15 protein-coding genes and 1 pseudogene are annotated in these 23,581 nt (G+C 51.4%); 6 read left to right on the top strand and 10 right to left on the bottom strand.

The genetic code is table 11. The features are described from left to right. Nucleotides 1–90: 90 nt before the first annotated feature. Nucleotides 91–2,877: a YhgE/Pip domain-containing protein gene (locus NSQ73_RS23930; RefSeq protein ID WP_340988450.1), complete on the bottom strand. Its 2,787-nt coding sequence runs from the start codon at nt 2,875–2,877 to the stop codon at nt 91–93. 266 nt (nt 2,878–3,143) lie between these two features. On the opposite strand from NSQ73_RS23930, the gene NSQ73_RS23935 reads away from it, so the two are divergent. The 3 genes from NSQ73_RS23935 to NSQ73_RS23945 all read left to right on the top strand — a co-directional run bounded on the left by NSQ73_RS23935 (nt 3,144) and on the right by NSQ73_RS23945 (nt 7,198). Next, nucleotides 3,144–3,671 carry a hypothetical protein gene (locus NSQ73_RS23935; protein ID WP_042134849.1) on the top strand — a complete coding sequence of 176 codons (528 nt, stop codon included), beginning with the start codon at nt 3,144–3,146 and terminating at the stop codon, nt 3,669–3,671. A gap of 551 nt (nt 3,672–4,222) precedes the next feature. Continuing rightward, nucleotides 4,223–6,826 (top strand): beta-L-arabinofuranosidase domain-containing protein, encoded by a 2,604-nt coding sequence (locus tag NSQ73_RS23940; RefSeq protein ID WP_340988451.1) that lies wholly within the window; start codon nt 4,223–4,225, stop codon nt 6,824–6,826. A 204-nt stretch (nt 6,827–7,030) separates the two neighbouring features. Continuing rightward, complete coding sequence (locus NSQ73_RS23945) at nt 7,031–7,198, top strand: hypothetical protein (RefSeq protein ID WP_340988452.1); 168 nt, start codon at nt 7,031–7,033, stop codon at nt 7,196–7,198. 351 nt (nt 7,199–7,549) lie between these two features. On the opposite strand, the gene NSQ73_RS23950 is transcribed toward NSQ73_RS23945, so the two are convergent. The 4 genes from NSQ73_RS23950 to NSQ73_RS23965 form a co-directional block, all read right to left on the bottom strand. Beyond that, the gene (locus tag NSQ73_RS23950; protein WP_340988453.1) at nt 7,550–9,427 is read right to left on the bottom strand and encodes a beta-L-arabinofuranosidase domain-containing protein; all 1,878 of its coding nucleotides are present in this window, start codon (nt 9,425–9,427) and stop codon (nt 7,550–7,552) included. 15 nt (nt 9,428–9,442) lie between these two features. Then, nucleotides 9,443–10,348: a carbohydrate ABC transporter permease gene (locus tag NSQ73_RS23955; RefSeq protein ID WP_042134844.1), complete on the bottom strand. Its 906-nt coding sequence runs from the start codon at nt 10,346–10,348 to the stop codon at nt 9,443–9,445. 27 nt (nt 10,349–10,375) lie between these two features. After that, on the bottom strand, nt 10,376–11,332 hold the full coding sequence (locus NSQ73_RS23960; protein WP_042134843.1) for an ABC transporter permease: 957 nt from the start codon (nt 11,330–11,332) through the stop codon (nt 10,376–10,378). Nucleotides 11,333–11,443: 111 nt separating this feature from the next. Beyond that, on the bottom strand, nt 11,444–13,072 hold the full coding sequence (locus NSQ73_RS23965; protein ID WP_340988454.1) for an ABC transporter substrate-binding protein: 1,629 nt from the start codon (nt 13,070–13,072) through the stop codon (nt 11,444–11,446). A gap of 454 nt (nt 13,073–13,526) precedes the next feature. Between NSQ73_RS23965 and NSQ73_RS23970 the strand changes: the two genes are divergently transcribed. The 3 genes from NSQ73_RS23970 (at nt 13,527) to NSQ73_RS23980 (ending at nt 16,380) form a co-directional block, all read left to right on the top strand. After that, nucleotides 13,527–14,381: an AraC family transcriptional regulator gene (locus NSQ73_RS23970; protein ID WP_076242544.1), complete on the top strand. Its 855-nt coding sequence runs from the start codon at nt 13,527–13,529 to the stop codon at nt 14,379–14,381. A gap of 141 nt (nt 14,382–14,522) precedes the next feature. After that, nucleotides 14,523–15,119 (top strand): RNA polymerase sigma factor, encoded by a 597-nt coding sequence (locus tag NSQ73_RS23975; protein WP_340988455.1) that lies wholly within the window; start codon nt 14,523–14,525, stop codon nt 15,117–15,119. Further along, nucleotides 15,058–16,380: a DUF4179 domain-containing protein gene (locus NSQ73_RS23980; protein ID WP_340988456.1), complete on the top strand. Its 1,323-nt coding sequence runs from the start codon at nt 15,058–15,060 to the stop codon at nt 16,378–16,380. The genes NSQ73_RS23975 and NSQ73_RS23980 overlap by 62 nt, the downstream gene beginning before the upstream one ends. Nucleotides 16,381–17,085: 705 nt before the next feature. Here the strand turns inward: NSQ73_RS23980 and NSQ73_RS23985 are convergent. The 5 genes and pseudogenes from NSQ73_RS23985 to arfA all read right to left on the bottom strand — a co-directional run bounded on the left by NSQ73_RS23985 (nt 17,086) and on the right by arfA (nt 22,952). After that, nucleotides 17,086–18,048: a glycoside hydrolase family 43 protein gene (locus tag NSQ73_RS23985; protein ID WP_340989386.1), complete on the bottom strand. Its 963-nt coding sequence runs from the start codon at nt 18,046–18,048 to the stop codon at nt 17,086–17,088. Nucleotides 18,049–18,113: 65 nt separating this feature from the next. Beyond that, nucleotides 18,114–18,947, bottom strand: coding sequence for a carbohydrate ABC transporter permease (locus NSQ73_RS23990; protein WP_340988457.1), 834 nt, complete (start codon nt 18,945–18,947; stop codon nt 18,114–18,116). 1 nt (nt 18,948) lies between these two features. Then, nucleotides 18,949–19,842, bottom strand: a complete 894-nt coding sequence (locus NSQ73_RS23995; protein WP_039310521.1) for a carbohydrate ABC transporter permease — start codon at nt 19,840–19,842, stop codon at nt 18,949–18,951. Nucleotides 19,843–20,035: 193 nt separating this feature from the next. Beyond that, the gene (locus NSQ73_RS24000) at nt 20,036–21,367 is read right to left on the bottom strand and encodes an ABC transporter substrate-binding protein (RefSeq protein WP_340988458.1); all 1,332 of its coding nucleotides are present in this window, start codon (nt 21,365–21,367) and stop codon (nt 20,036–20,038) included. 63 nt (nt 21,368–21,430) lie between these two features. Then, a pseudogene (gene arfA, locus NSQ73_RS24005) lies at nt 21,431–22,952 on the bottom strand (arabinosylfuranosidase ArfA). Nucleotides 22,953–23,581: the final 629 nt, after the last annotated feature.

Consider the following 23,581-nt stretch of genomic DNA (forward strand, 5'->3'; position numbering starts at 1 on the left):
TAAATCCCTCAATTATACAGGTCAATCCGGTTTGAACGGTTCAAAATAGGTTGACAAAGACGGAATAAATGTTATATATCCCCATTTTATCTACGAAATCAGCTTCGACTCTTCTGCCTGCGCGGCCGCTTTGCGGATGAAGCCCTGCAGCGGCTTTTGCAGCGTAAGACCCAGCAGCAGCGCAAGCACGCCGAACAAGACCAGCAACAGCGCATCACGGATCGCTACCTCCGGCAGCAGACCGCCTACAGCTTCACGCAGCAGGCTGATCGCATAGGTAAAGGGCATAAACGGATTCAGTACCTGAAAGAAGTGTCCGGTGGTACTAATAGGAAAGGTGCCGCCGGAGCTGGAGAACTGCAGCACCATAAATACGATGGCAATCCCTTTGCCGATACTGCCGAACACCGAGACCAGCGTGAAGACAATCGTCACGAATACCACGCTGATCAGTACGGCAAACAGGACAAACCATACCGGATCAGCAACATAACAGCCTAGCAGGAAGATATTGCCCAGCACTGCCACCAGCGCCTGAAGAATACCGACTGTAAGAAAGGTTAGCAGGCGTCCGAAATAGAGCTGATACCCAAGGTAGCGGATTCCGCCGGTATCTACAGCCGTGCGCAGCAGCGAGATCAGCAGGGTACCGCCTACCCATAGGGACAGCACGACATAAAAAGGCGTCATCGCCGATCCATAGTTGGGAATCGGATATAACGTCTGCTGCTTAAGTACAACCGGATTCGCCAGGAAATCACTCTGTCTCTGGATATCGCCGCCCAGCAGCTGGGCAATCTCCTCCAGATCGACCTCCTCCTTGATATCGCGGAGTGTTGCTGCCGCTTTACGGACCGATGCCATCAGCGCAGGCAAGTCGCTGCGCACCAGCTCCGCCGCACGTTCCACTCCCTGGTCTGCCCGCGGCAATCCGGCAGTAATGAAATCCGCTGCCTTGCGGAACTTCACCTCCGCCGCAGGCAGTCCGGTTCTGGCAAATTCGGCCGCTTCGTGAATCTGCGCCCCAGCCCCCGGCAGTCCTTCCTTAATACGCGGAAGTACGTTAGTAACCAGATTGCTGAATGCTGCCATCTTCTCTGTCATGCCCCCCGCTGCCTTATGCACCTCTTCGCGGATGGCCGGCAAATTCTGCCGCAGGGCTGCCAGGCCGGATTGTCCATACTGGATGGCGGTCCCCGCCTCCTCCAGTATGGTGTCCAGCGCGGCCAGCCGCTGCGGAATATGCTGCAGCGCAGCCGCAGCATTCCCCGCATCCGCAGTCAGCTGCTGCAGCACCTGCTCCGCTGCGGGCAGAATTCCCGCGTTGTACCGCGGGATGACCCCCTCCAGGGCAGCTCCCGCCTGACCTGCCGCTAGGCTGAGCTGGTCCAGCTCAGCCTCCGTGGGCTGCGCGCCTGCCTGCGCAGCCTGTGCCAGTGCCGCCGCCTGCGCAGCTGCGGCGGCATAGGGCTTCCGCGTCGCTTCGACGGCGCGGAGATCACTTGCGCCCGCGGTCCCGGGCGCAAGTGTGTTCAGGGCGCCCAGCAGCTGCGCTGTGTGGGCGAGCCCTTCGCTTGCCGCGGCCAGCCGGGCCGAGGCAAGCTGCAGCTGCCGCGCAGCGCTCTGCTGCGCGGGCTCCTGCTGCACCGCACTCTGGTGCAGCGCTTCGCTTGGCTTCGCGGCACCTTGCCGCAGCGCTTCGTTTGGCTGCGCGGCATCTTGCCGCAGCGCCTCGCTTGGCTGCGCGGCATCTTGCCGCAGCTGCGCGGTCAACTGCACGGCCGATTCCCCGGCCTGCTGCAGCAGATACAAATTCTGCTGCACAACCCCAGGGACAGCCGCAAAGGCTGTGCCGTTCCCGGCCAGGAACTGCTGCAGCGCAAGCCCGAAGCTGCTGCCGGCAGCGGTGATCCGGTCAGCCTGCGGCAGAACCTTGGCCGCAGTGTCCACTGCGGCTGCGGCCTCTTCCAACCGGGCTTCTGCCCGGTCCAGCACACCGTCCACCTTGCTGAAGTTCGAATCCAGCTCGGATACCAGCAGGGCAGCACGTTCAATCCGGGGCAGCTTCTCCTGCAGCTCCTCCAGATGTCCGGCAGCAGCCGTAATCTGCGGCCAATAATCGTCGATCTGCTCCACGGCCTTTCCCGCCTGCTCTACCTCCGGGAGCCTGGAGGCCAGTCCGGCAATCCGCTCCGCAGAAGAGGAGATCTCCGGCCAATCCTCCTGCAGCTTCAGTACCAGCCTTCCGGCTTGCTCAATCTCCGGCAGCTCCGCCTCCAGCTTGAACAGCCCGGCCTCCACCCTGCGGATCGCGGGCAGCTCGGACTGGAATTCCTCATCTATCCCGCGCAGGGCGGTCAGAACCGTACTGCTGATCGTTTCCGTGAAGTGCTCGGTGATCTGCGTGGTGATCGTGGAAGCACCCTTGGCGGTAATTTTTGGAGCAATCGCATTGATTTTTTCATTAACGGTATATTCAATCTCCGGCTTCTCCAGCTTACCTTCAAGAATACCGGTCATCCGCTCAGAGAAGTCCGCCGGAATCACAATACTCGCATAGTAATCCCCCCGCCGCACCCCGTCCACCGCAGCCTCCGCATCTGTAAACCTCCAGCCGAGTGACTTATTGCTCCGCAGGCTTTCCAGTACCTCCGCACCGATATTGAAGCTTGTACCCTGCACGGCCGCACCTTCATCCAGACTGGCTACGGCGATTTTGATCCCGGAGGTGTTGCTGTACGGGTCCCATACGGCCGCCACATTCACCCAGTCATAGACTGAGGGCAGCACAACAAGCGCTGCAATCAGCAGCATGGCCACAGGTATCCTGAACAGCCTCAGCCAATCTCTCTTGTATATTTGCCAGATCTCCTTCAATCCCAGTCACCTCTCAGCCGATAGTTGGATAACTTAATATGCCCCGGATTAAGGCTTTATACGACGATAACTGGCAACGCGATGATGCTGGAGGTAAGCAACCCAATAATTGGATCGGCTCCTGCAGGGAGATCTGAAAATATATTTGCAACATTTTTTGAAAATCAACGTTATTAGGGTATGAACACGTTTGAGAACTATACCGAAGGGTAATTAGGTATATAGACTTACACCGTGTCATATTATGCCAAGGGGGAAATTCCACAATGTTAAAAAACAAAAATGTCTATCTGTTTCCTGTATTGGTCCTGTTGTTCCTCTCCCTCGTGACTACGGCCAGCACGACCATGAAGACCGCAGAAGCCCAGAGCAGCGATCATATCCAGCACTTGACGGTTTACATACACGCACTCGACACCAATAAGGGTCAAACCACCCTTACCGGAGACGAAATCACATGGTACGAAGGCGCAGCGGCCGATGCTATCTTCGCTGAACGTGAGCCTGAAGCCGCAGCCGAAATCGGCGGTGTACCCGACGGTTACTATATCGTGAATGACAGCGATTCGCTGACTTCCTACCCGGTAGCCCCTAATGCTAAAGTAACTATGCAGATCTACGACCACACTGGTAATATTGAGGAACTGGACATTAACTGGAACGAGGCGCTCAGCCTGCAGCAGTTCACTCAGGAATTTGCCAAAACTGATGTTTTCGATCTAAGCCAATCTCCTTACCACATCACCATCCAGAACGGACAGATCGTCTCCATCGTGCAGCAGTACACACCTTAAGTAAGATATATGGGTTCAATAAGCTTTATTGTCTATACGCGCAAGCCGCAGTCTGTTGCCCTAAGCAGCAGCTGCGGTTTTTTTGTGCTTCCACCCCACGAATTCACAAATCGGCTCCGAAGAGTTGAATCGGCAGGGAAGCGGACTGAGAATCCCTTATTCAGCTGATTTTCGCTGTTTTCACCTCCTCGCGGACTGGAGATCGCTTATTTTCTCTGGAAACAGAGAATTTGGACGATGATTTGGAGCATAACGGAACTGGAGTCCGCTTCAAGCTGAAAATGACGGGTTTCGAGAAAATAACGGCTCTGGAGTCCGCATAGAGTTTTGGATGCCCATATTCCAACGATTGATGACAACGCAGTAGCAAACATCGGGGTTCGGGGGTTCGGGGGTACTTTTCTCTTGTCCCACTCCACCTCGAAAATCTAACCTTTTCACACATATTCGAACCTATCACTATTTACCGACAGGTCCTTTAAATATAAGCTTATTCATAGGATACCAGCCTTGCTTTAACATTATAGAATCCATAGGAATGGTGATAAAAAGTGACAATTACACCCCAAACGCAGTCTGCGGCCCAGACTCAGGGCAAACCCGTGTATCAGGAGTACCGCATGCATCAGGTTTCCATCGCCGATCCGTATATCGTCAATGCCTTTGCCAAAGAAATAGAGTACCTCACCAGCTTGGAACCTGACCGTCTGCTGGCCGGCTTCCGTGAGAACCGGGGACTCCCGAAGAAGAGCGAGAAGTATCCGGGCTGGGAGAATACCGAAATCCGCGGGCATACTCTGGGCCATTATCTCTCTGCCTTGTCCCAGGCTTATGCCACCACCCAGGATGATGCGCTTGCGCTCAGACTGGAGCACCTGCTCAGTGAGCTTGCGTTGTGCCAGCATGAGAGCGGTTACCTGTCAGCGTTCGATGAGCAGCTGTTCGATAATGTTGAGAATAGACAGCCTGCCTGGGTTCCTTGGTACACAATGCACAAGATTATCGCCGGACTCACCGCCGCCTACTCTGCTACCGGCAGCGCAACAGCGTATAGCGTAGTGAACAAGCTGGGGGATTGGGTGTACACCCGTACGGCTTCCTGGTCTGACGAAATACAGCAGCGCGTATTATCCGTCGAATATGGCGGGATGAATGACTGCCTTTATGAGCTGTACAAAATCAGCGGGAACGCTAACCACTTAAGAGCCGCTCATAGCTTTGATGAGCTGACTTTGTTCACTCCAATCCGTGAAGGCAAAGATATCCTCAAAGGCAAACATGCCAATACTACCATTCCGAAGTTCCTCGGGGCGCTGAACCGTTACCGGACCCTTGGGGAGAGTGAGGTCTTTTATCTGGAGGTCGCAAGGCAGTTCTGGGATATGGTTGTGCATCATCACAGCTACATTACCGGCGGCAACAGCGAGTGGGAGCATTTCGGCGATCCGGATATGCTGGACCGGGAACGCTCCAATTTCACTGCGGAGACCTGCAACACCTATAATATGCTGAAGCTGACACGCGAGCTGTTCAAAATCACCGGAGACTCCAAATACGCTGAGTTTTACGAGAATACTTACCTGAATGCGATCGTGTCCTCACAGCATCCGCATACCGGGATGACGATGTATTTTCAGCCTATGGCAACGGGTTACTTCAAAGTGTACAGCTCACCGTTCGAGCATTTCTGGTGCTGCACCGGAACCGGCATGGAGAGCTTCACCAAGCTGAATGACAGCCTATATTTCTATGATGCCGCAAGCATTGTGGTCAATCAGTACCTAAGCTCCACCCTCCACTCCAGTGAACACGGGCTGAAGCTGACACAATCGGCCAATTTGCCTTATAGCGATGCTGTACAATTCACAATAAACACCCTGCAGCCTCAGGCCAGTCCCCTTGCGCTCAAGCTTCGTCTGCCGGACTGGCTGGCCGGTGAAGCGGAGCTCCTATTAAACGGGGAGCCGGTCAATGCTGTATTCAACGGGAGCGGAACATATGCTGTAGTGGGCAGAGTATGGGAAGACGGCGATACTCTGCAGCTCCGGCTGCCGATGAAGCTTGCTTACTTCAATCTCCCGGATGCCCGGCATGTTGTAGCCTTCAAATACGGGCCGGCTGTGCTCAGCGCCGCCCTGGGCCGGACTGATCTGGCTGTGTCTGCCACAGGTGTGGATGTCAGTGTGCCGACCCGCAATATGCTGGTGAAGGATTTCATCACCACGGTGAATGAAAGTCCGGAATCATGGCTGGAGCAGCTTGCGGACCGCGTTGTCCGGCTGGAGCAGAATGAACTGGCGTTTGCGCTTCAGGGAACGGATGAAGACAACCGGCTGGTATTTACGCCCCATTATAAGCAGCATAATGAGCGTTACGGCATCTATTGGCGGTTGGTGGAAGCCGATTCGGCGGAGCTGCAGCAGCATATTCTGCAGGGCAAAATCCGGCAGCGTGTGCAGGATGCCACCCTTGACAGTCTGCCTGTCGGCAATGACCAATACGAGCTGGAGCACGGAATTCAAGGGGAGAATACCTCTGTGGCTACATGGGACGGATACAATATCCGCAAGGCGGAGAATGGCGGCTGGTTCAGCTACCGGCTGAAGGTGGCGCCGCAGAGTGACAACTACCTCTCGGTTACCTATTTCTCCGGCAGCAACGGCAAGGAGCTCGCTATTTATGCGGACGGTGAGCTGATCAGCAGCGAAATTCTGCACACCGATCAGGCGCGCAGCTTCTACAACCGGAGTTATCTTATCCCGGCTGAAGTCATCAGCGGCAAGACCGAAGTGGAGGTCAAATTCGTCATTCCGGGGCAGGAAAATGGCATATTCGATCTGCTGCGCATGATGACCGGCTACAGTCGTAGCGCCGGGCTGCGCCAGCTTGCTTTTAGCGAAGGCACGCTCTCGGCTCCCTTCAGCAGCGGCGTAACCGCTTATACCCTAACCGTTCCGCAAGCGGCCGGCAGTGTACAGCTGAATGTCACACCAGAGCATAAGAATGCCCTGGTCTATGCGGACGGAATCCTGATCGAGGATTCGCTCCCGCGCCAGGTTAAGCTGACTGAGGAACGCACGACGCTGAACCTCACGGTTAAGGCAGAGGATCATATCACGGAGCAGGAATATGTGATTACAATCGTGAAGGAATAAGTACGCTATATATGCTGCACTTTAGACAACACACCTACAGGTTACCGGTCAGTCACAGCGAGGCTGGCGGAATACGTCAATGCCCTGCACTTGATTCGTGACCTGCAGCAGAATGGAGACTTCTTCGGAAGCACAGTAGACATAAATGTTGTACGTTTTGCAACTTGGATTGATGGATAGCCGGGTATCCGGGAGGATTGTTGTATGAAATACAACAATAATCCTCCTAAACCACCGGGAAAAGCTGAAATCCTGCATTTGATACAACAATTTTGGATTTCGGCCGATAAGACGAGGGAAATGTTGTATTATGTGCAGGATTTTATAAAAGTCGGTGCAAGTCAGCTGATCTCTGCCCCAGAAAGCGGATGAATCAAGGGCTTCCTGCAACAACAGGCGAACCCGTACCCATAAACATACCCATACTCATACTCATACCCATACTCATACTCATACTCATACTCATACTCATACTCATACTCATACTCGTACTCATACTCGTACTCATACTCATCCTCATACTCGTACCCATACCCATACTCGTACCCATACCCAGGGAGGTACTTCTACTCTTTCACACGAACTTCTTGACGCTACGCCGGAGGTTCAAATATTCACAAGGTGAAGGTTAGTTTTATGTTAAAATTTCATGTTAAGGTTTTATGTTCAGCTTATCTAGCAACGCTAGTATTACGGTTCATACCACAACAAACAATCCAGCCGCTAACGCGGCTGGATTTCGTTATACATATAATACCACTGCATTTCGCCGATCTTGTAATAAGGCTGGAAGCTGCGGGTCAGGTGGCTGTATCCTGCCACATGGCCTTTGTCCGTCTCAAAGGTATACGGCTGCCCTTCAGCCGGGTGTATCCAGCCGGACGGGTCGGCGGTGTCGCCGATGAACCGGGTCATCTTATCGGCTACCAGCACCAGCGGGCCGTAGCTCAAGGCGGCAATGCCGGGATTCGCAGCATCTACGGCTCTGAAATAGAGCGGGAACGGGAAATCGATCTCCACGATGTCCCCATCATTCCACTCCCTGCGGACTGAAGCCCACTCACCGGGCACAACCGCCGTCTCCACCTCTTCCCCGTTGATCTTCAAGCTATTCAGTCCTGTGGCCCAGGCCGGAACGCGCAGCTTCAGCCCGAACTCTGCACTTCCCTCCAGACTGATCCGCAGCTTGACTGGCCCCTCCACTTCCGGATACTGCGAATAGTTTTCCACCGTAATATCCATGCCGTCTTTGGCCCACTTCACCCGGGAGGGCAGATACTGCGTTACATACAGGCTATCCTCGCTGTGATAGTAGAGCATATTGCTATACTCCGCGACATCCTGCGGGAAGGTGCCAGTGCAGCACTGCCACTCGAAATTATGCCCGCCCTCTTGCAGTCTCCGGTCCTCTACCGTCTTCACTGCACCATCCAGAAAGTAGTTGGCATAATACATCACTCTTCCGTCCGGCTTCACCGGGAGCTGCGCGCCCGTTCCGTTATACAGCAGCTTCTCCACCCATTCGCCGTACTTGGCTTCCCCGGTATACTGCAGCAGGTAGCTGCTGAATTTGAACACCGCCCAGGCACAGCAGGAGACCTCGCAGCTGCCCCAGGTGTCATTGCGGGTGACTTCCGTCCCGGCGAAATTGGTATAGGTCAGGCTCGACAACGTAGAGTCCCAGGTGGATTTCAGTGAATCCCCCAGGTAGCCCTCCTTCTCCGTGAACAGGCATTCCGCAGGCCCATAACCGCCGGTGGCAAAGATATGATGGGCCGTAAGCTCATCGTAAGCAACCTTCATCGCTGACAGATAACGTTCATCCCCGGTCACTTCATAGGCGCGCGCCGCGCTGGATAGACTATTCACCTGGCTGTAGGCATGACGCGGGCCGATCGCGAAATCACTGTTGTTCAGCTTATCCCACAAATAATCGTAGTCCCATACCTTAGCGAAGTCCTTGTACTTCTCTTCTCCGGTCAGCTGATACGCACGGTACAGATTCTCCGGCAGCGTGTACCATTCGATCATATGACTGGACCACAGCCCGTGGTCCTGCAGCCCGTCCCTGGCAATATCCTGCTTGAAGCGGGCCATTGCCGCCTCCGTCAGCTTCAGCACATAAGGCAGAATCCGCTCGTAGCCCAGATATTCATACAGATCGAGGAAGCCGCCCAGCAGCTTCTCATAGACATAAGTATCATTATCGAATAATTCAGCGGACTGCTCTGCGCAGGCGATCCACTCCCCTGCGAGCAGCACCGCCTTCTCATGCAGTCTGAAATCCCCGGTCACCCGGTACAGCTTCGCATACGCCCCCAGCTTCTGGCCGAAGGTGCTTGCACCCGCCCCGTACCAGCCGGCTAAACCGTTAGCCTCCGAGGGCATACCCGCTTTGACCCGGAAAATATGCAGCAGATCCTCATCCGGAATCCCGAGATACATCTCAATGGTCTCATCCTGCTGCTGCTTCCAGTGGCCGGGCTTAAGCGCAACATGGCTGTAGCCGAAGGCCTGCATGGCATGAGCTATTTTCACCGTACCCGGCTGGTACAGCATGCCTGAGTTTACTGCCGCATGATTCTTCTTACCTGTGTTCATCACTCATCCTCCTTATTAACCTTTGACTGAACCGATCATGACCCCTTTATCGAAGTACTTCTGGATGAACGGGTACACAATCAGAATCGGCAGGGTAGATACGATGATGACTCCATACTTCACCTGATCCGCATACTGCTGGGCATAACCTCCGGCAGAACCGCCCGCTCCCGCACCTTGCGAGAATACCTGGTTGGATAGCAGAATATCTCTCAGCACTATCTGCAGCGGCTGCAGGTTATTGCTGCGGATATAGATCAGTCCGGTGAAGAAGTCATTCCAGTGGGCGACCAGATAATACAGTCCGATAACGGACACCACCGCTTTGGAGAGCGGCAGGGCGACCTTCAGGAAGAATTTGAAATGCGTACACCCGTCCATCGAAGCCGCCTCAAACAGCTCCCGCGGGATCGAATTCTCGAAGAACGAGCGGGCAATAATCAGATTATAGACATTCACGCAGAACGGGATAATGAACACCCACATCGTATTCGTCATGTGCATATCCTTCATCAGCAGGTAGGTTGGAATCAGGCCGCCGTTGAAGAACAGTGTGATTACGAACGTCAGCATCAGAAACCGCCGGGCCCGGAACTCCTGTCTGGACAGCACATACGCCGCAGGCAGGGTGAACAGCAGGTTCACGGCCGTCCCGAGCACCGTATAGAGCAGTGTATTGCTATACCCTGTCCAGATCCGCGAATCCTTGAAGATTTCACTATAGCCGAAGAAGCTTATATTCTTGGGGAAAATCGTCACCTGACCTGTCGACACCAGCGTGGAGTCACTGACAGAGGCGATAATGACGAAATACAGCGGGTACACAATGCTCAAAAAGATGAGCAGGCAGACCAGATATACGACAGCATCGAAGAGGATGTCGGTTTTATTTTTACCTTTACTGTTAGTGATTAGCTGCATGCTACTCCACTCCTTCCGTAAGCTCCGCTACCACAGGCTGATATCCGAGGACTTGCGGGCAATCATATTCATCGCGTACAGGAACACAAAGTTGATCACGGTATTAAACAACCCGATGGCGGCGGAATAGCTGAACTGGTTGCTGATAATCCCGATTTTGTAGACATAGGTCGCGATGACCTCGGAGACCGGAAGGTTCAGGGCATTCTGCATCAGGAATACCTTCTCGAAGCCTGTACTGAGCACATTCCCCATACTAAGCACGAACAGAATGATAATGGTCGGAATCAGCGCCGGGATATCGACATGCTTGATCGTCTGCCAGCGGCTGGCCCCGTCGATTTTGGAGGAGTCATAGAGCTGCGGGTCCACAGTAGACAGTGCGGCCAGATAGATGATGCTGTTCCACCCGCAATGCTGCCAGATCTCCGAGAGCACATAGACCGGAACGAACGTCCCCGTCGAGCCCAGCAGATTGACATCACCCAGTCCGACCGAGCTGAGGATATGTCCGATTACCCCCGAATTCGGGGAGAGCAGTACGTTCAGCAGACCCACCATAACGACGATGGAGATAAAATGCGGCAGATACACGGTCGTCTGAAGTGTTTTTTTGGCGCGCTTCCAGCGCACCTGGTTGATCAGCAGCGCCAGAATGATGGGCGCGGGGAAGCTTAGAATTACAGTGGCGAGACTGATCGCTACCGTGTTCTTCATCAGATCGGCAAACATATAGCTGTCAAAAAACTGCCGGAAATAGAACAGTCCTCTCCACGCGCCCCCGGTGAGCCCTTTGCTGAAATCATAATCACGGAACGCCAGCTGGATACCGTACATCGGGATATAGTTGAAGATAAAAATCACGACAATAGCCGGAAAAATCATAATCCACAGCTGATGATCCCGCTTGAAGGTATTCAGTACGGTGGGCTTCTTATGCGCCCTTGGCTGAGCCGGATGCTCATACAGATTCTTGGATATCATCAGAACCACCCTTCCATTAAGGAGCCGGAACAAGCGGTTTCAGCCCTGTACCCCGCTGACGCTTCTTCCGGTCCCGGTTTCTCTTATAGCACTTACGGTGCTTATCTGCGCTTACTGATTCTTTTTGTAATCGTCGTAATATTTCTGGATGATCTCAATATTCTTGTCCACACCGGTCTTCCCGATATTCTTCACATAGTCGTCCCACTCGGCATCAATGCCGCCCTTGGTAATCCATTGCGACCATTTCGACAGGGCGAGTGACATCATACCGGTGTTATTCAAGCTCATCGTGTTGTTATCCGCCGCGCTGTACTTGATGAACATGCTTGGCAGCACATCCGTATCCTTGTTGATCCCGTCCAGCGCTGCTTTGAGAGGCTCGGTCTGGCTGCCGACAGACTGCATATCGGTACCCAGCGTCAGCTTAAGGGAATCGGCAATATACATAGCTCCGTTATCGGCCCAGGAGGAGGTCCATTTCCAGGTACCAGGGTCCATCGCTGCATCCGTAGGAGGCAAGATACTATAACTGCCGTCTCCATTGTCACCGATATTCGTCCCGAGGGAGCCGAACAGCACCTGCATACTTACAGTAGGATCATACAATTCATTGATGAACTTCATGGCCGCTTCCTTGTGTTTAGATTTGGCCGACATTTGTACCGCATTCACTCCATAGTTCAGGGAGTTGTAATCATAGCTCCAGGAAATCTTGCTGGTTGAATCAGCCGATACTTTGAGCGGGGACATCGAGGTATACTGCGGAGCCAGCGTATTACCGACTCTGTCCGTGACCTCCCAGCCCCAGGTGAAGCCGACGGCTGCCGTCTCGCCATTGCCGCGGGCAACGGACTGGTATTTGGTATAGTCCTGGGTGAACACTTCAGGATTGATCAGTCCGGCGCTGAAGCATTTGTTCAGGAACGCAACCAGCGTTTTGTAACGCTCATCCGTGAAGAAGTTCTTCACCTTGCCGTCTTCGACGAAATAACCCAGTCCGCTGTTATCCGTCAGCGTGATCCCTTCGCTGCCCATCAGCACGGTCGGCATAAAGGCTCCGAACGCCACAGTTCCTGTAGGGGCAAAATCCATCGGAATTTCGTCATTCTTATCGCCGTTTCCGTTGGCATCCTCATCCTTGAATGCTTTCAGCACATCGAACAGCTCATCCCAGTTGGTCGGCATCTGCAGGCCGAGATTGTCCAGCCACTTCTGGTTGATGAACTGGCGTGTCGTTGTTTCCGGCCAGAATCTCTGGTATTTGGGCAGGCCGTAGATTTTGCCGTCCAGCTGTGTGGCAATCACTTTGGTCTCCGGTTTGGCATCGAACATCGCCTGTACGTTAGGGCCGTAATCCTTGATCAGTCCGGTCATATCCTCGAAGAGGCCCGGGAACTGCGAGAAATCGGCATCCGTAATGGAATTTACGCCTACAATCAGGTCAGGAATATCGCCGCTGGCAAGCAGTGTACCTTTTTTCTGATCCCAGTCCGCCGTGACCTCCTGCCACTCAATTTCAACGCCCGCGCGTTCCTCGGCCTCCTGCAGCCATTGCATTTTGGAGAATTCCTGGGTCAGCGGATGTTTGGTCATAATTGCCGTAAGCTTTACCTTCTTGCCCGTATCTCCGCCACCGGCAGCATCTGTATCTGTATTTGTATTGTTGCCGCCGGAGCATCCCGATAACGCCGCCGCACCGAGCATAAGCGCGAGCATACCCGTTAGTAACTTCTTCATTTTGTATCCTCCCTTTTTCTGTCCGCCTCTATGGTCAAGCGAGATATATTTCAACATTTGTTAAAATTAACCGAAACCGCTTCTGTTTTTCCGGATTTTTCCTCACACATTTCTGATCCAATTTGTTTCCGGCTTTTGGCCCGCACAAAAAATGTATACGCTTACATTAGACTCTAAAAAATTTTCGCCTCTCTATTCGTAGCGTAAATGCCATATTTCACAAGCTTTTAGCCTCATCTCCTTTGCCTGAATATCGGTTAAGTTTGTCTGTTTGTCTTATCTACAGCTTACCCTTATTTCAAATTCGGATAAATAGTTTAATGTTCGAATATGTGTAAAAAGGTTAGTCATTACCTAAACTTTTTATTTGGGAAGCGCTTTACTTCATGCCGGGATTAAGGAATAATAAAGGTTAGAAGAAGTGTACTAAAGTCAGAAAAAAGGGGACATGCAAATGACTGCCTTCGAGCTGATTGTGGATAAACCAGTGAATCTGGAGATTACCGGCAAGTTTGTCGCCCCCTCTGCAGAATGGGTCCATCTGAGCAGGATTTTGCAGGATTATGAGCTTATCGTTATGACCGAAGGGGTACTCTACCTGGCCGGTGACAACCAGCAATTCGTGGTCTCCAAAGGAGAGTATCTGCTCCTCCCCCCGCTCACCAAGCAATACGGGTACAAGTCCTCTGAATGCAGTTTCTACTGGCTGCACTTTCATTCCACAAGCGGGATTCAGGTTACCGATCTCTCCCCGCGCACCTATGACAAGGAAGATAACCGGATTCTATTGCCCCAGTACGGAACCCTCCGGAGCCTGGAGAAAATCATCGTAATGATGAAGCAGCTGCAGGATTCGGTGCGGGGCTACAATCAGACTACACTCAACAACTACATGGCTACTGTGATTCTATGCGAGCTGTACAACCAGACCTGCAATGCCGATGCTGACCCGCTCAAAAAGACGAAGCAGGAGCAGCTCTATAACGATATTGTGGACTACATCAAGTGGAGCCGCAGTGAACACATCAAGGTATCGCAAATCGCCGCCTACTTCGGCTACAATGAGAAATATCTCTCCCATCTGTTCACCGTGATCTCCGGGATCTCCCTGAAGCAATATATTCTGCAGCAGAAGATGGAGCTGGCGAAATTCCTGCTGGCCGACACCAACCAGAATGTCAGTGAAGTCTCGCTGCAGCTCGGCTATAAGGATTGCCATAATTTCATGAAATCGTTCAAAAAGATCGTCGGCCTCACCCCCACCGACTTCCGCAACGCTTATGCCAAACGTCTGCTGTTCTATGAATGAATTAAGAAAGCTCATCATACTAATTCCTCCGCGGCTTCCCAGGGGCTACTCATTCCCCCGAGAACAGGCTGTGGAGATTTTTTTGTGCATAATGAACTTTTAGAACCTCTGCGGACTCTTATCTATGAAAGAGGTGAGAACATGAATGTAAGCCGTCTTGTGAGACAAGCCCAGCGGGGTAACAAAGAAGCCTTATTACAATTAATTTTAGCTGAACAGGACGCTTATTACCGGCTTGCCTACAGCTATATGGGCAATGAGCACGATGCCATGGATGTCATGGAAGATATGATTGTTACGCTTTACGAGAAGCTGGAGCAGTTGAACAAAAGGGAGGCCTTCTACAGCTGGAGCAAAACGATACTCGTGAACCGCTGCAAGACCGTCCTCCGCAAGCAGGAGCGTTATCTTCCTCTGGACGGTGAAGACGACCGGGAGCCTTCACTTGCCGCATGGACTGCAGATAACCCCTACCACTATACGGAGTCTGAGCTGGACATGTCGGCGCTGCTTGCTCACCTGAACCCGCGGCAGCGGGAAGCGATTGAACTCCGCTATGTTCATGATCTTCCCTATCAGACGATTGCCGAGATGACCGATTCGCCGGTCGGGACGATCAAATCAAGGATCTCGCAGGGCATACAGAAACTAAAAGCCATGATCGGAGGTGACCGTTATGAGAACGATCGAGGAGAGATTACAGGAGCATCAGCAGATCATGACCCCATCAGAACTTGAGGGCAGACTTCGTACAGCGCTTGAGCGTGTTCCTGTGAAGACAAGAACCCGGAGTAGAGTGAGAACCTGGGTTGCCTCAGCAGCTGCAGCCTTTATTCTGACGGTGGGCATCTATCAATATCCTGCATTTGCTTATTACGGCGGGAAGCTGTTTAGTAAAAGCGAGCTGGATACCATGGCCTTCACTGAATTGGCGGACCACGGATACGGTCAAAGCGTCCATAAAAGCAAAACGTTAGATGACGGAACGGTTATTACCATTAACGGGGTGATTGCGGACGACAACGCCCTGACGATGTATTACAGCATTGATCCGGCTTCAGGCAGTGTATATACTGGCGACTTCCCTGCCGGCAACTATTCTCTCCGTTACGGAGTAGATAAACTGGAAGGGTTCCTGACGGATTCAGATCCCCTGGGGGGGAGCGGCGGCAGCAAAGACGGTACCCGTTTCGAGGGAGTATACAAATTTGAGCCGGCCAGCCCCTTCTCCAGAACATTGACCGTTACCTTCAGCGAGTGGCTGGAGAATGGGACAGTGGCACACTATCCTGTCTCCTTCAAATTTGAAGCGAACCAAGCCATGAAAAGCCTGCTCACAGCGGATATATCCCAAGCTGTTCCGGTTGATCAGGGAACGGTCCACTATGATTCTATTACAGCTTCTCCGACCTCAACCCTTGTGAAGGGGCATTATGAACTGGAAGACGGGGAAACTCCGAGATTTCCGGCTGTAACCAAGCTCTATGTGAACGGGATCGAAGTGAATTACTGGTCCATGCGTTCGGCACGTTCCGGCAAAACGGGACTCACGGAATTCGAAATCGAATACGATGTGCTCCCGACAGACAAGCTGCAAAGTGTTGAACTGGTACTCGATAATTTCACCGGATATGAGAAAACAGAACAGCCTGTCTCCCTGTCCGCACCCTCTGACCGCTCCATTCTGCTTGGCGAGGAGAAGCTCTGGATCCGCAGTGTTACCCAGACCGGTACCGGCTATGATATCGTGATCGCCGGGAAGCAGTTCACCTTCCTCGACACGGAGACTTTAGCTGTTCAAGCCGGAGAATCCACAATTCCCGTTGCTTCTATATCCCAGTCCCGTCCGTGGGACTTGAAGAACGGCAACATCCTGTGGGAGCGGACGTATTCGTTCAATACGAAGGAGGCGCCGCAGCTCCTGCTGCTGGATGGATACCACTACATTAAAACTTATAACAAAACCATAACGGTTCCTATAGATGGCAAGAAACATTAGAAATACACTATTGTATCCGAAGTGCCGCGCCGGGCAGCAGGAGTGGAGTGAGCTTCCTATGTTCGGTGTTCGGTGTTCTGTGTTCAATCCACAATTCGCGGCACAGAGCTTCCTGGCCCCCTATATATCCGGCTGTTCGGGAGGAATGTTGTACGAAATACAAGAATTATCCGGCTAAACCGCCTGAGGGAGGAGAAATGCTGTATTTCATACAACAATCTTGGTTTAAGGCCGATATTGTGAGGAAAATGTTGTATTTTGTGCATGATCTCGCATGAATTCAATAGACCACTCAGAGCACTCACACAAACGTCAGGTTATCAAGAATATCTTAAGAGTAGCTACTCTCACCGATAGTTGTATTCCGTACACTTAAAAGACGGCCCCTAAGCAAATTCGGCCTCTTAATTGTATTCTGTACAACTAAAAGTATAGAAAAGTGCTCCTATGCGGCACAAAGGTCAATATAGTTGCAGAGAATACAACTATAATACTTACCGCGCAATAACTGGTGACTTTAGTTGTACTAAATACAGTTATAACCCATCAACTAAAAGCAAGACGCAAAAAATCCCGCTCCCCTATCAGGGTTGCGGGATTTTTGTGTCTACATAAGCTGAACTTAAGTTCACTCTATATAGCAGAACTTTCTGCATCCGCAGGCCAGTCATCTGCCATTGCGGCTCCGGGACGGGAACCGGTCCGTTACTTCCCGCCGTCCTTCACCGGCACGCCGAAATCCGGTGTGCCGTCTTCACTCCAGTGCAGGCGCTGGGCCCGGGTGTGGCGGTTCGGATCGTACAGCGGGTCTCCGGTAATCTCCTTATAGTTGCGGGCATGGTAGATCAGCACATCCTCACCATTCTCATCAACCGTGAAGCTGTTGTGCCCCGGGCCGTATTGCCCGTTCTCCTCACTGGTCTTGAAGACCGGCTCAGGATGTTTGGTCCAGGAGTCCGCGTCCAGCAGATCGCTGTCCTCATCCGCCGTGAGCAGGCCCATGCAGTAATTGTAGTCGGTCGCGCTGGCCGAGAAGCTCATGAAGATCTTGCCGCCCCGCTTAAGCACTGCTGCGCCCTCATTCACCCGAAAGCCGATAATCTCCCACGGATACTCCGGCGTGGCGATCATCGTCTGCGGACCTGTTAACGTCCAGCCGTTAGCCATGGCCGAGATATACAGGTTGGAATTCCCGTCGATATCGGGGTGTTTTTGCGCCCATACATAGTACCGCACTCCCTTGTGCTCGAACGAAGTGGCATCCAGGGCGAAGGATTCCCAGGCAGTCTTCATCTGGCCTTTCTCTACCCATTCCCCTTCCAGCGGGTTCGCCGAAGCATTCTCCAGCACGAACATGCGGTGGTCGAACAGCCCTTCCTTCGTTTCGGTGGTCCGGGCGGCAGCGAAATAAATATACCATTTGCCATCGATATAATGGATTTCGGGAGCCCAGATATTGGCACTGAGCGGGCCACTCTCATATTTGCGCCAGGCTACGACGGGTGCAGCTTCTCTTAGCCCTTCAATTGTTGCGGCTCTGCGCACTTCAATCCGGTCATATTCCGGTACGGAAGCGGTGAAATAGTAATAGCCGTCTGTATGTTTGTACACCCATGGGTCCGCCCTCTGCTCTACAAGCGGATTATTGTACTCTCTATTTGTACTCATCATGGTTTCTCCTTTGGTCTGAGCTTTTTACTTATGAATCTATCTAAGAATAATACAGGCAGGCTTTACCCTTTTACCGCTCCGGCGGTCATCCCGTCGATGAAATACTTTTGGAAGGCCAGGAATAAGGCCAGAATCGGCAGAATGGAGAAGAACGAGCCGACAATAAGCAGATCATAGTTGTTGCCATACGGAGTCAGGAGTGTCTTGAGTCCGATTGGCAGGGTATATTTGTGCTCGCTGCTAAGCACCATGAACGGCCAGAGGAAGTTGTTCCAGCTGTTCATACCGTTCAGAATCGCCATTGCGGCGAATGAAGGCTTCATGATAGGCAGAATCAGGCGCAGATAAATCCCGTATTCACTGGCCCCGTCCACTCTGCCGGCCGCGATAATTTCCTTGGGAATTCCGCTTAAATATTGTCTGAAGAAGAAAATCGTCGCTGCACCGGCTACCCCCGGCAGAATAATTGCGGAATAGCTGTTCATCAGCCCCATATTATTGGTCAAGGTATACAGAGGCAGCAGCAGAATCTCAAACGGAACCATCATAATAAGAAGCACACATATAAAAAGGAAGTTCTTCCCTCTGAATTCATATGCCGAGAAACCATAAGCCACTGTGGCGCTTACCAGCAAGGTCAACGTTACCTGCACCAGCGTAAGCAGTACCGAATTAAAGAACCATGTAAAGTAGGCATGATCGCCTGTAAACAGGTACACGAAGTTATCGAAATTCATTACCGAAAGGTCGAACTTCAGATTCAGCCCATATCGGATCAGATCTTCACCCGGCTTGAAGGAGGCAATCGTCACCGCATAGAAGGGGATCAGGATCAGTATGCATACCACCGTAAAGAAGGCAAAGAGGATGATTTTGACTGCAGTTTCTTTTTTCATCTTAATCCTCCTTCTTAAACATGCCGCTAAAGGCCAGTTGTGTCAGGTTGATCACCATGGTAATCAAGAGCAGTACAATGCCAACCGCAGCCGCATATCCAAGATTGTTCTTTTCAATTCCCTGCCGGTACAGATACCCGACAATGGTAAGGCCGATATTCTTCGGGGAGTTATTGCCGTTCCATAACATCATGCTCTCAATGAACATGGCCAGACCGGCGTAAATACTGATCGTCAATACATATATGGTTGTAGGCTTCAACAGAGGCATAGTGATTCTTGTGAATTTCTGAAAGGCTGACGCTCCGTCAATCGATGCCGCTTCATAATAATCATCCGGAATATTCTTCAGGCCGGACAGGAAGTACAGCATATTGACCCCCATCCATCTCCAGCTGGCCAAGGCGACCAGGGCGATAAATCCAGTGACCTGCCCCTTCAGGAATTTAACCGGCTCTACGCCGAATACGCCCAGAAGGCTGTTGATCAAGGAGCCCTCCATTTCACCGAACATTAATCTGAAGATCGTACCGGCTACAACCACCGAGGTCAGTGCCGGAAAGAAGAAGGAGGATTTGAAGAATTCCCGTCCCCACATAAATTTATTGTTGATCAGGACCGCGAACAGCATTGGAAAAGGAATGAGAATAAGCAGGGTCAGGATCATATATACGCCGCTGTTGCGGACGGCTTTGAAGAAGATCGTGTCACTCATCAGCTTAGTATAATTGTCGATTCCTACCCACTGCGCCTCCTGGCCGAGCGTTACCTTTTGAAAACTCATACCGAACGAGCTAAGCAGGGGATATACCCAAAAAATGAGGAACACCAGCACAAAGGGCAGCACGAACACGTAAGGAGCGACCTTTTGCGAGTACAGAAAGTTTTTAAACATTGCTCTACTCCTTTCATGGTGGAACTTGGATAGTGCCTTAGTTCAAGTGGAAACGGCTTTGCTGTCCTCATAAGGACGGTATCGTTTCAGCGAGAAATAGAAGGATAAATTAAGGTGTGAAACATATAAATTCTTATATTTTTAAATAGAGCTACTCTGCCCGCAGAGTAGCTCTCCCAGTTTAACTATCCGGTTATTTCAACTCTTGTTCAATTTGTGCCTGTGCGTCATCGAGCGCCTTCTGTACATCCTTGCCGTCCTCGAAGATTTCATTTAGGGTAACTGTGCAAAGAACATTATTGATTGTCGGTGAAGCCGATGTGGATTTGATCAGCTGGATTTCGTCTTTAATTTCATTCAATACATCAAACGGGTTGTTGACAAAATACTTCACGAACTGATTCTCAGGATTATGAGTCACATCTTTCATATCCCATACGCTCATGTTGATCGGGTCAAAGCCGAGAGTGTTCCAGATTTCGATATTGGCATCCAGGGAAAGCTTCGCATAAGCAATGAAGTCTTTAGCCAGCTGCACATCTTTGGCTGTTTTGGTTACGACAGTACCGGTTCCGCCGCCGCCATACGATCTTGGCATTCCTTTCTCAAACACCGGAAGCGGAGCAATGGCAATCTTGCCCTGCAAGTCCGCCATGTAGTTGGTGTATCTCGACATTTGCCATAGCGGCATGAAGGCTGCTGCATAGTTACCGGAGTTGTATTCACCATAAGCTTCTTCTGTATCCGGCTGCCCTCCGGCGATGGTGGAGATTACATTGTTCTCCTGCAGATCCTTGAGCATGGTAAGGGCTTTCACCAGCTCCGGTGAATTCACCTTTGGATTGCCTGCTTCATCGGTGAGGTCAGCGCCTTGCTGTGCCAGAAGGAGCGACTCTTGCCAGATAGCGCTTGTGTCAGCGGTACCCATGTATTTGCCGGTTTTTTCGTACACTTGCATGCCGGCTTTCTTGAAGTCATCCCAGGTTACGATCGTCTTATAGTCGACTCCTGCCTGTTCGAGAATTTCTGTGTTATAAAAGGCAACGGTTGCCCCTACGTGAGTAGACAGGCCGTAGATATTTCCTTCTTTGCTGTACAAATCCAGCTGGGATTGCACAACTGTACCCTTGAAAGGCTCAGCTACATCATTAAGCGGTTCCAGCTGTGGTGTTCCGGCCAGGAAGTCAGGAAATTTACCCAATTCAATATCGGCAATATCCGGTGCGCCTACGCCTGTCTGCACGGCAATCGATAACTTGTTGTGCATATCGTCATAAGGCATTACTGTAACATTCAGCTTGATCTGACGATCAGGATTGGCCGCATTCCATTTCTCTAGCATTTTCTCAAAATGCTGGCCGTGTAATTCAACGAATGTCCAGTAGGAGAGCTCAGTCGCACTCTCGCCGGCCCCGGCATTAAGTACCGAACTTTCACCGCCCTCTTCCTTCGATGATCCTCCACAGCCCGCCAGGAATACTACCATAGCCACTACCATTAATGCGAGAAACCCCTTCTTCTTCATCCTTAAACCTCCCTTATTTGTGTACAAATATCAGTTATATAAGAACTGCTTTTACAGTCCGGCTCACAAGCCTGCACTTTTCTTCAGCCGGATTACGTTCCACGAAGCTTTGGAGAGAAGTGTGTCTACGTATCCATCCTTGCATACGGTACCGGCAGCCTGCACCGGCTGTACCTTCTGTTCTGCGGGCGTATTCACAGCTTTCAGGTCATCATGCTTCAGAACGATATGCTCAAGCAGGGTATACCCCTCGAAGCCCCGGATATCGGCTTTCAAATGCAGGCCTTCCTCCAAATGACGGTTCACCGCAAAAATAGTCAGCTCCCCCTGCTCCTCATTATGTACAATCGCGCTGTCCAGATAAGGAACATCGGTGTAATCCTGTGCATCGTATTTCGGAGAATTGACAATCGGCTGAAGGGAAACCCCGCGGCCGTATTTGGAAGCATGCAGATAGGGATAGAAAATCGTCTGCTTCCAGGCAGCACCGCCTGCTTCCGTCATTATTGGTGCAATTACATTGACAAGCTGGGCAAGACAAGCCATCTTCACCCGGTCTGCATGTCTCAGGAACGTAATCAGCATACTGCCGACCAGCAGGGCATCCTCGAAGTTGTAATGATCCTCAAGCTGCGGCGGGCCGATAGTCCAGGGATCAATCTTCGTATCCGATTCGTTCGAGTGGTACCAGACATTCCATTCATCGAAGCTGAGATACCGTCTTCTTGCTGCGTTTCTTGGCCTTGATATAGTCACAGGTAGCTGTAACCGTCTTGATGAAATGCTCCAGGTCCATGCTGCGTGCCAGGAAGTTCGCCGAATCGTTATCACGGTTGCCGTAATATTGATGCAGTGACACATAATCGGCTACGTCGTAGGTATGATCCAGAGTAACTGCTTCCCATTCAGGAAAAGTCGGCATCGCCGAGCTGGAGCTTCCGCAGGAGACAAGCTCAATGTCCGGATCTACCAGGCGCATGGCCTTACCTGTCTCATAAGCCAGCCGTCCATATTCCACAGCCGTCTTCTGGCCGATCTGCCAGGGTCCATCCATTTCATTGCCCAGACACCAGGTCTTGATCTTATGGGCCTGCAGTGCCCCGTGGCTTCTCCGCAGATCACTCCAGTACGTTCCTCCGGGATGATTGCAATATTCCAGCAGGTTACGCGCTGCATCTACTCCGCGTGTTCCGAGATTGACTGCCATCATGACCTCTGAACCCGCTTCTCTGGCCCAATTCATGAATTCATTGGTACCTACCTCATTAGGCTCGACCGTCCTCCAGGCCAGTTCAAGACGTCTGGGACGCTGTTCAACCGGACCTACACCATCCTCCCAATTGTAACCGGATACAAAATTCCCTCCGGGATATCGGATAATTGGCACATCCAGTTCCTTCACCAGTGATTTCACATCGTCTCTGAAGCCGGAAGCGCCTGAAGTGGGATGTCCGGGCTCGTATATTCCGCCGTAGACCGCCCGCCCCAGATGTTCTATGAATGAGCCGTAGATCCGCTTATCCACTTCAGCGATTACAAAGGATTTGTCTACAATCAGCGTTGCCCTTAATGCACCAGAAGTCATATCATCACCAACCGTTTCATATAATTGTGAAATAATTAGAAAACATTCAAATGTATTCGCTTACAAGTATAAAATAACATATATAAACATCTCTGTAAACATAAAGATATAAACTTATTCATACATATTCAAAGTAAAACCGACAAAAGGTATATCCTCTTAAAATTTACTCATTTTTTGTAACAAAACATCTTTATTAATTTGATAAAACATAAAAAAATTGATATATAACTCATATTTAGCTTAATTTCAATTACAACATCCAAATAAAGGGATGTTTTCCTCCTTTTAAGCTAAATTAGTTTATAATTATATAAAATGGTTTTTTTCTAAACGACCTCCCAGGAAGAATGGAGGCGAGCGGCCTGATCGAGATCAACACCTCGGTAGGCAGGCGCGGCATCCAGAAGGTCTGCTATCTGAAGTGACTTCAACGAGCCGCGTTACTTCGACGAGCCCCACCTAATTCCGCAACGTCTATGCGAAGCGCCTGCTGTTCTATGAGTGAGATCAACAGCGGGTTTCATCGAGATTTCCTGCACAGCACAAAGAGTCCCGCTCCCCTATAAGGGTTGCAAGACTCTTTGCATATTAGCAGATTAGCAGGCCATTCCTTTGCCATTACGGCA

Origin of the sequence: Paenibacillus sp. FSL R10-2736, from assembly GCF_038000245.1 — a bacterium.
Lineage (GTDB): Bacteria > Bacillota > Bacilli > Paenibacillales > Paenibacillaceae > Paenibacillus_AQ > Paenibacillus_AQ phytohabitans.